This is a genomic window from uncultured Veillonella sp. (genome assembly GCF_900545205.1).
In the GTDB taxonomy this organism is placed as follows: domain Bacteria; phylum Bacillota; class Negativicutes; order Veillonellales; family Veillonellaceae; genus Veillonella.
The window spans coordinates 25550-32748 of the sequence record NZ_UQYC01000011.1 but is presented as its reverse complement, the minus strand read 5'-3'; the positions used below and the strand labels follow the sequence as shown (position 1 = coordinate 32748).

Below are 7199 nucleotides of genomic sequence, written 5' to 3'. Positions count from 1 at the left end.
AATAACCAATTCAAGAATAGGTTTAACTCTTTACTTAAATTATTAATTTTAACGGTAAATGCCACCTTACAATGTTTGCAAAACCAATGCTGAGAACCAGATTTTAAAACACCATGTTTAATACATTTTTCATTACAATCAGGACATTTTATTTGTCGCATAAACTCTTCCTCCATATTTGTTTATATATAGGAAGATATAACCTCATTTTAGTCAGTAATTACAAGGGCTAATTGATGTTTTCACCCACACTTTTTGTCCACCCTCAAACTTCTCCAGAAAAAGATTAAACCCTTATAACACTAGTAAATATCTAGTGTCATAAGGGTTTTTACACACACTTTTTGTCCTATAAGCCCATATACTATACTTCAACTAATAAGTTAATTATTTCTATATAAAAGAAGGTATCAATTACAGTTGATACCTTCTTTTAATTCCACTATATATTTTATTAAAAATTATCCTAATATACTAATTCTCCATTGAATACGCGATATTCCTCACCAATTTTTGTTAAATCCTTTACAAGTAATCTAGAAGCTTGATAGTCTAACTTCATAACTAATGTATATCCAACAGATTTAGCCTTATGTATTACTTCACCTAGGAAATTAACAATGTTAAAGAATACCTCCTGAGGAGTACAATCTAAACATTTTAATAAAGAGTCATCTTCTTGTAATCTAATACTATATATAGACTCTCGATCGTCTTCCAAAGTAAAGCTTAATAACACAGAAGATGTCTCTACATCATAATCCAAATGATATGTATTAAGACGACCACGCACTATAGTTTTGTCATCATCTAAAATATTTGTGATTTCAAGCTCTATTGGCTTATTCTTATCAACTGAAAGTACATATTTTCTCATAGCTAAATTCTCCCAAACCTATATATTAACTAATTTATCCCCAGAAATGAAAACTCCCAATATATTCATTCCATAATATTACTGTATAGATTATAACCAATTATGAGATAGAAAAGCCATAAATAGAATATCAAATTTATTCGATTTATTTTAAATATTAATTACAATATATATTTTGTACTTTCTAATACATTAACTCCCCATACTATTTATGCATCACTATGCTCATAAAATTTAATATAACAGATCAAAATCCCTACAAGTATTGGATATGCCAATAAAAATTCATTACTCATAAAGCATGCAATTTGCCCAAAGAATGCTACTAATAGGTAGACTAATGTAGGGTTATTAATATACTTCTTAATCTTATATACTCTATATAAAATATATAAAATTGGCGTAATAAACAAGATTTCCCCAATTAACCCAAACCAAGCCAATATAGCTGCAAATTCATTAAGCACTGGATATTCAAATGCTAGAAACCCTTTTTGTAACACATCTTCTGTCCAACGTTTAACTTCGCCACTATCTTTAGCAAAATCAGGGAATTTATCAACCATATAGCTTGAGTGCAAACCTCTACCAACGCCAAATGCTAAATGGTCTAGTCCAACGTTAAACATCGCAACTGTATTGCCAAATCTAGCTGAATTAGATCTAGAACTAGTATTGCTAACCGACTTAACATTGCTATCAATATATTTATCTAAAGCTTTTTCTACAGATATAGCCTTAGGTGCTTCTTCGACAGCAGTCGTTTGAGAAATACTTGTCTTAATCATAGGACTTACTACAGAATCACCAATAATGGCGAAAGAATAGCTAAGAACACTGAGACCAATTGTAAATAGACACAACTTCCACCAAGATTGGTATCTAAAGATTAGACTTAATACGATAAATGCTACGAGTTCGAATAGATAAACAACAATACCTGTGCGAGCTTTAGTTAAGAAAATCATAAAAATCAAGAAAAATGCTAATATAATATCAAGTTTATTTTTAGCATTCACATAATGAATACCTAATAATGGAGCTAAAAATACGGCAATCATACTAAAATAAGATGGTTCTAACGCAAAGCTTCTAAGTTGACCTGGCCATAATTCTGGAGGCCACCAACCACTTTGTACTACAGGGTCATATAAGCTATTATTGATCATTACTAGTATAGAAGCTAAATAATCTGAACCACTCCATAGCCAAGAAACCTCTATAACAGAGTAAGCTATACATAGAATTGTTAATATTCTTGCAGCATTAACAATTGTATCGAGACCTTTTTTACAATCATCCTTATATAGATTAAAAATAATTAAGAATAACCCTATTAGTGGGAATATAAAGTTTCTAAATAAATACCAAACTAAAGATACCATCAACTTTACTTGTAGAATAAATTCATTACCTACGAATGAAGGAAATAGAGCATATAGTTTTTGGATAACAGATGTATTAATTAGATACGTATAGATAACAGTATCATAAAAAGGAAAAGAGAATACTCCTAAAATAGTACAAAAAACAATCCAAACGATAGATATAGCAAAATATGGTTTAAATGGAACCTCTGTCTTCTTTTTCCATATGCTATATACAATAAATAACAAAATGGAAAAGAAAAGAAATATCATCGATAGATTATTACCCATTGAGAACAAAGTATACCGATCTGGTATCCGCATCAATGGTAATGCAATTATCATTGCACAAAGCAATAGCTCTTGAATTTTATAATATACTGTATTAATCATATTAAGACAAACCTCACAAACTAGTTAATACATCTTACAAGAGTCGCTTCCATAATAAGCCTCCCATAACAATCATAATTAGAAATTCTGTTAGTAGCATTGTCATTGCTACGCCTTCTGCACCCCACATATAACACAATGGGAATATAGATAACAAACTAAAGAATGCTGCTAATACTAGAGTTCGACTATAAGCACTATTCATATTAAGGGGTAACATCGTTTCTTCACCAAATACAGTACTAATAGCAACAGCTAATGGAACAAATGACAAGATTCGTAATACATCAACTGTTAACTCATAATCCGCTCCAAACAGTAGCGTAACTATAGTATCTGAAAAGAAAAATAGAGATGTACAACCAACGAGACCTATAAGCAAATACAAGAATAATTGCTTTCTAATAAATTGTAATCCCTTGGGAATATCATCTCTCATCATCTTACTGATAAAGGGATATATGGCATCACTTACAGCATATATACCTCTGCGAACACAGGTAATTAATTTATCAGCAGCACTATAATAACCAACGATAACATTATTCGTAAGCATACCTAATACTACTACATTAGTTGCAGTATACAAGTTAACTGCCAACGAAGATATGAATATAGACCAGCCTTCTTTATAAGAATTAATAATCTCATCCATAGGTGGCAATTTAAATAATCCTGTATAGTGTTTTCTTAACCAAACTATTGAAAAAATACCTGCAATTAATGGAGTACAAGCTTGTAAAAATGCCGCAAGTATATAATCATCTGGAGATTTTACGAGTAAAAATATACCAAGCATTGTACAGATACGACCACTCATATTTAAGATAGTAATATACCGCATTTTCTGTATGCCCTGGAAAAACCATACAGGAAATAAAACATTGCCTATAATTCCACAGTACATAACCTGAAATAATACTATATCAATCATATTTCCTAGTAATATACGTTGCAAATTATAAATAGCGAAAAATACTATGGTAACAAATATTAATATACATACTTTTCCATAAAAATATTTGGCAAATAGAGATCCTATCTTCTGTTCTTCAGCTTGTGCTATTGCCTTTGGTGCCGTTAAGGAGTACCCAAAATCAACAAAAATTCGGAAATATTCCATAATACCTTGCATAAAGGCAATCATCCCGAAATGCAATGGTCCTAATACGCGAATTAAATATGGTACCAAGATAAATGCGAGTACATATTCTAAAGCACGCAGAGTCAGCAGAGAAAATATATTCTCTATTAATACGGAGTAACTCTTCCTCACATTACCCATCCTCTAACATTAATATCTATCAAACCTTACTAATCATGCTTTCATAATTAGAGAAAACCCCATAGTATTATCAATCTAAAAATATCAAGATAATCTCTATGGGTTTTAATCATATATAATATACAACCTTACAAATATATATAATTTATATTTAATAATACAATTTAACCAATACCCTCTTTATATATTGTTTGCATTTCCACAATGGGTTATGGCTAGTATCAACTGTATGAGCTAATACATAGTGTTTATATTGAGTTAGTAAATCATTGTACTCTTTCTTACATTTATTTGCACAAACTCTACGAGACAATTCCACATAGGAATTTAAAAGATACAGTTGCAGCTCATTCTTTACACTACTACAGTGATTCATAATATAATCACTCATATATATATGGGACTCTACTGTATCTGTCATAAAACGTCTACTGAAATTAGCCATTATACTACCAGCGCGTTGTACATAATAATAAAGGGGTTCATTTACTGTTACTATAGTATTAGCATTTAAAAATAGCCTGAAAATAGTAAAATTATCCTCTTGAACTCTCCCCTTTGGAAAACGAACTAGTACTGTCCCATTGAATAACTCAGATTTAAAAAGTTTATTCCATACTACATTGAGATCGAATGGTTCAGTTTTTAATAGATAATATCTCAACATATCCATGCCTGTAAAAGTTCGTTTATCATCTTGAACAGACATAGTGTGTATACTTATATCATCATCGCCTCTATAGATATAATAATTACAGGAAACCATATCAGCATTGATACTATTCGCTACAGTAAATAATCTTTCACACATTGTATTTTCTATAAAATCATCACTATCAACGAATAAAATATAGTCTCCTGTAACATGATCTAAACCATAATTACGAGCATCGGAAAGCCCACCATTTTCTTTGTGAAAAACCTTAATTCGTTTATCCTTCGCCGCATAAGAATCTGCAATAGAACCGCTACAATCGGTTGCCCCATCATCGACTAAAATAATTTCTAAATTTTGATAGGTTTGATTAAGTATTGATTGAATACATTTATCAACATACTGTTCAACATTATAAATAGGAACAATAATAGAAATTAATGGCTCCATATACTCAATCCTTTCGATCTATCTTATAAGCAACAATATTATGTCCACAGCGTTGATCCTCAGGAGGCATCTGCATATAATCATCATACATATTGTCCAGGTATTCTCTCCAACAAGACATAACAGAGAATGATTGGTCTTCAAATTCAATGGTAGTCATCTTTTCAAAATCTTGTTTAGGCAATCGTTCCTTTACACCTTCACCCCATGCAATTACACCAACATACTCTGATTTAGTATAGTCATAAGATTTAGCCAAACGATCCATGATATCGATACAACGTTGTTTACCAAATAAACGGCATAATGGCACAATAACTAATTTGCCTAAAGCATGGATGAGAGATTTACCCTTAAATAGCTTAGCACTAGCTAATGTAAGTATTTTTTGATAAAAAATCGATTTATCATAAATTTCTTTCATGATAGACATATCTTCACTAAACCCATCAACAGGAAAAATATCTATCCACAAATACTTACTACGCAATGTATTAGAATATATATTTTCACAAGGAATATTTTTATTGATTATAGCCGCATAGGTTGCATCCAAACTATGATTGATAGGATTAGCAATTAGCTCTAATCCATCGTGATCGTAGTGCTCTTTTAAGGTTAATAACCGTTCATAATCAGGTCTTGGCATGCAAACATCAATATCATCATCCCAAGGTATAAACCCTTTATGTCGAGCTGCACCTATTAATGTGCCATAACATAAGCTATATTTTAAATTATATTTTTTGCAAAATTGGTCAAAATCCTTGAGAAGATTTAACTCTTCTAGCTGAACTTCTCGTAAAGATAATTGTTGCATACTCATCAAATCCCATACTAAATTACAGTAACATCGGTATCAGATACAAACTTATGGAGGACGCGTACCTCTTCAATTATATCTTGATGGCTCATCAAGAAGCTTTCAGAATCCTCTCTAATACATTTCAAGAACTCAACAATTCCATATCGTAAGCCTTCACCTTCAAATTTATAGAAGTACTTTTGATTCAAGTTTACATCTTCAAAGCGCATTTCAAAGAATTCTGTTTTCCACCAAGGTGCAGGTACATAGATATATCCTTTAGAACCAGATATGACTAAATCACCCTCAGCTTTAGCATTGATAGCCACTGTAGCAGAAGCCATCGCATCATCATAAAGGAAATTAATTTTCGATAAAATATCGACATCATCAACCTTATGACTTATAAAATCAACGCGGTTATAATTAAAGCCTAAGAGTTTAAAGATAGCCAATAACGGATAGGATGCTAAAGATAAAATACTACCACCCGCTATTCTAACTTGATTAGCCAAATCATCACCTAAAACTTGTGTAAAATTAGCCTCTACATTAAAGATTTTACCAATTTTTCCACTACGAGCCATGGCAATTAACTTATTAAAAGCAGGGCTATACGCTGTTTTTAAGCCTTCCATTAATACTAAGTTGGAAGATTTCGCCAACTCTATCAAGCGTAATGTTTCATCAAGGTCACTACTAAATGGAAATTCTGTTAATACATGTTTTCTAGCTTGTAGTGCTTTTTCAATATACGCACCACGTTTAGATAAAGGCATGTTAATATATACCGCATCTACCTCATCTAGTAACTTTTCAGATGAACAAAATTGCTCTAAATCATTAAACTGATATGATTTATAGATAGTATCAGTCTCATCTGTCTCTGTGTACCCACCTATAATATCAATACCACTAACAAATTTAGACTCATCTAAAAATCTGTCCAAAATAACTTCATTACCAATAATACCTAATCTAACATTCTCGGAATTTCTGATTTGAGTACTAGAAATACCTTGTGTTCTTGGTAGATAAACTACCTTACAATACTCATTTAAATAATCAAAATAGCCTTCCCAATCAGATCCAACAGTAAATATATCTACATTAAAACGTTTGATATCATCTATTTTTTGGCCAAAATATTCTTCTACTACGATTTCATCTGCAAAACCTGTAGCACGCACATTATCTATGCGCGTCATTAAAGAATCACGAACATTAAATTTGCCTCTAGATTTATCAAAATAGTCGGATGTAACCCCAACAATAAGATAATCACCTAATGCTTTTGCATTCTTTAATAGATTATAATGTCCCTCATGAAACAAATCATATGTTCCATATGTTATCACTTTTACCAT

The 7199-nt window shown here is 31.3% G+C and carries 6 protein-coding genes and 1 pseudogene; all 7 read right to left on the bottom strand.

What is annotated here, in order from left to right; genetic code table 11:
• Nucleotides 1-161, bottom strand: a pseudogene (locus tag QZR70_RS02160) (IS256 family transposase); the annotation flags it as partial.
• 305 nt (nucleotides 162-466) lie between these two features.
• Complete coding sequence (locus QZR70_RS02155) at nucleotides 467-877, bottom strand: hypothetical protein (protein WP_295792790.1); 411 nt, start codon at nucleotides 875-877, stop codon at nucleotides 467-469.
• 209 nt (nucleotides 878-1086) lie between these two features.
• Nucleotides 1087-2046 carry an O-antigen ligase family protein gene (locus QZR70_RS02150; RefSeq protein ID WP_295792787.1) on the bottom strand — a complete coding sequence of 320 codons (960 nt, stop codon included), beginning with the start codon at nucleotides 2044-2046 and terminating at the stop codon, nucleotides 1087-1089.
• A 625-nt stretch (nucleotides 2047-2671) separates the two neighbouring features.
• Nucleotides 2672-3922 carry a flippase gene (locus QZR70_RS02145; protein ID WP_295792785.1) on the bottom strand — a complete coding sequence of 417 codons (1251 nt, stop codon included), beginning with the start codon at nucleotides 3920-3922 and terminating at the stop codon, nucleotides 2672-2674.
• A 151-nt stretch (nucleotides 3923-4073) separates the two neighbouring features.
• The gene (locus QZR70_RS02140) at nucleotides 4074-5027 is read right to left on the bottom strand and encodes a glycosyltransferase (RefSeq protein ID WP_295792783.1); all 954 of its coding nucleotides are present in this window, start codon (nucleotides 5025-5027) and stop codon (nucleotides 4074-4076) included.
• 4 nt (nucleotides 5028-5031) lie between these two features.
• Nucleotides 5032-5847 (bottom strand): phosphorylcholine transferase LicD, encoded by an 816-nt coding sequence (locus QZR70_RS02135; protein ID WP_295792781.1) that lies wholly within the window; start codon nucleotides 5845-5847, stop codon nucleotides 5032-5034.
• 17 nt (nucleotides 5848-5864) lie between these two features.
• A complete protein-coding gene (locus QZR70_RS02130) occupies nucleotides 5865-7199 on the bottom strand; it encodes an adenylyltransferase/cytidyltransferase family protein (protein ID WP_295792778.1) in 1335 nt (444 codons plus the stop codon).

Excerpts from the sequence above, each read along its gene's own strand:
- QZR70_RS02155 (WP_295792790.1), bottom strand. The coding sequence starts at position 877 with ATGAGAAAATATGTACTTTCAGTTGATAAGAATAAGCCAATAGAGCTT.
- QZR70_RS02150 (WP_295792787.1), bottom strand. The coding sequence starts at position 2,046 with ATGATCAATAATAGCTTATATGACCCTGTAGTACAAAGTGGTTGGTGG.
- QZR70_RS02145 (WP_295792785.1), bottom strand. The coding sequence starts at position 3,922 with ATGGGTAATGTGAGGAAGAGTTACTCCGTATTAATAGAGAATATATTT.
- QZR70_RS02140 (WP_295792783.1), bottom strand. The coding sequence starts at position 5,027 with ATGGAGCCATTAATTTCTATTATTGTTCCTATTTATAATGTTGAACAG.
- QZR70_RS02135 (WP_295792781.1), bottom strand. The coding sequence starts at position 5,847 with ATGCAACAATTATCTTTACGAGAAGTTCAGCTAGAAGAGTTAAATCTT.
- QZR70_RS02130 (WP_295792778.1), bottom strand. The coding sequence starts at position 7,199 with ATGGTAAAAGTGATAACATATGGAACATATGATTTGTTTCATGAGGGA.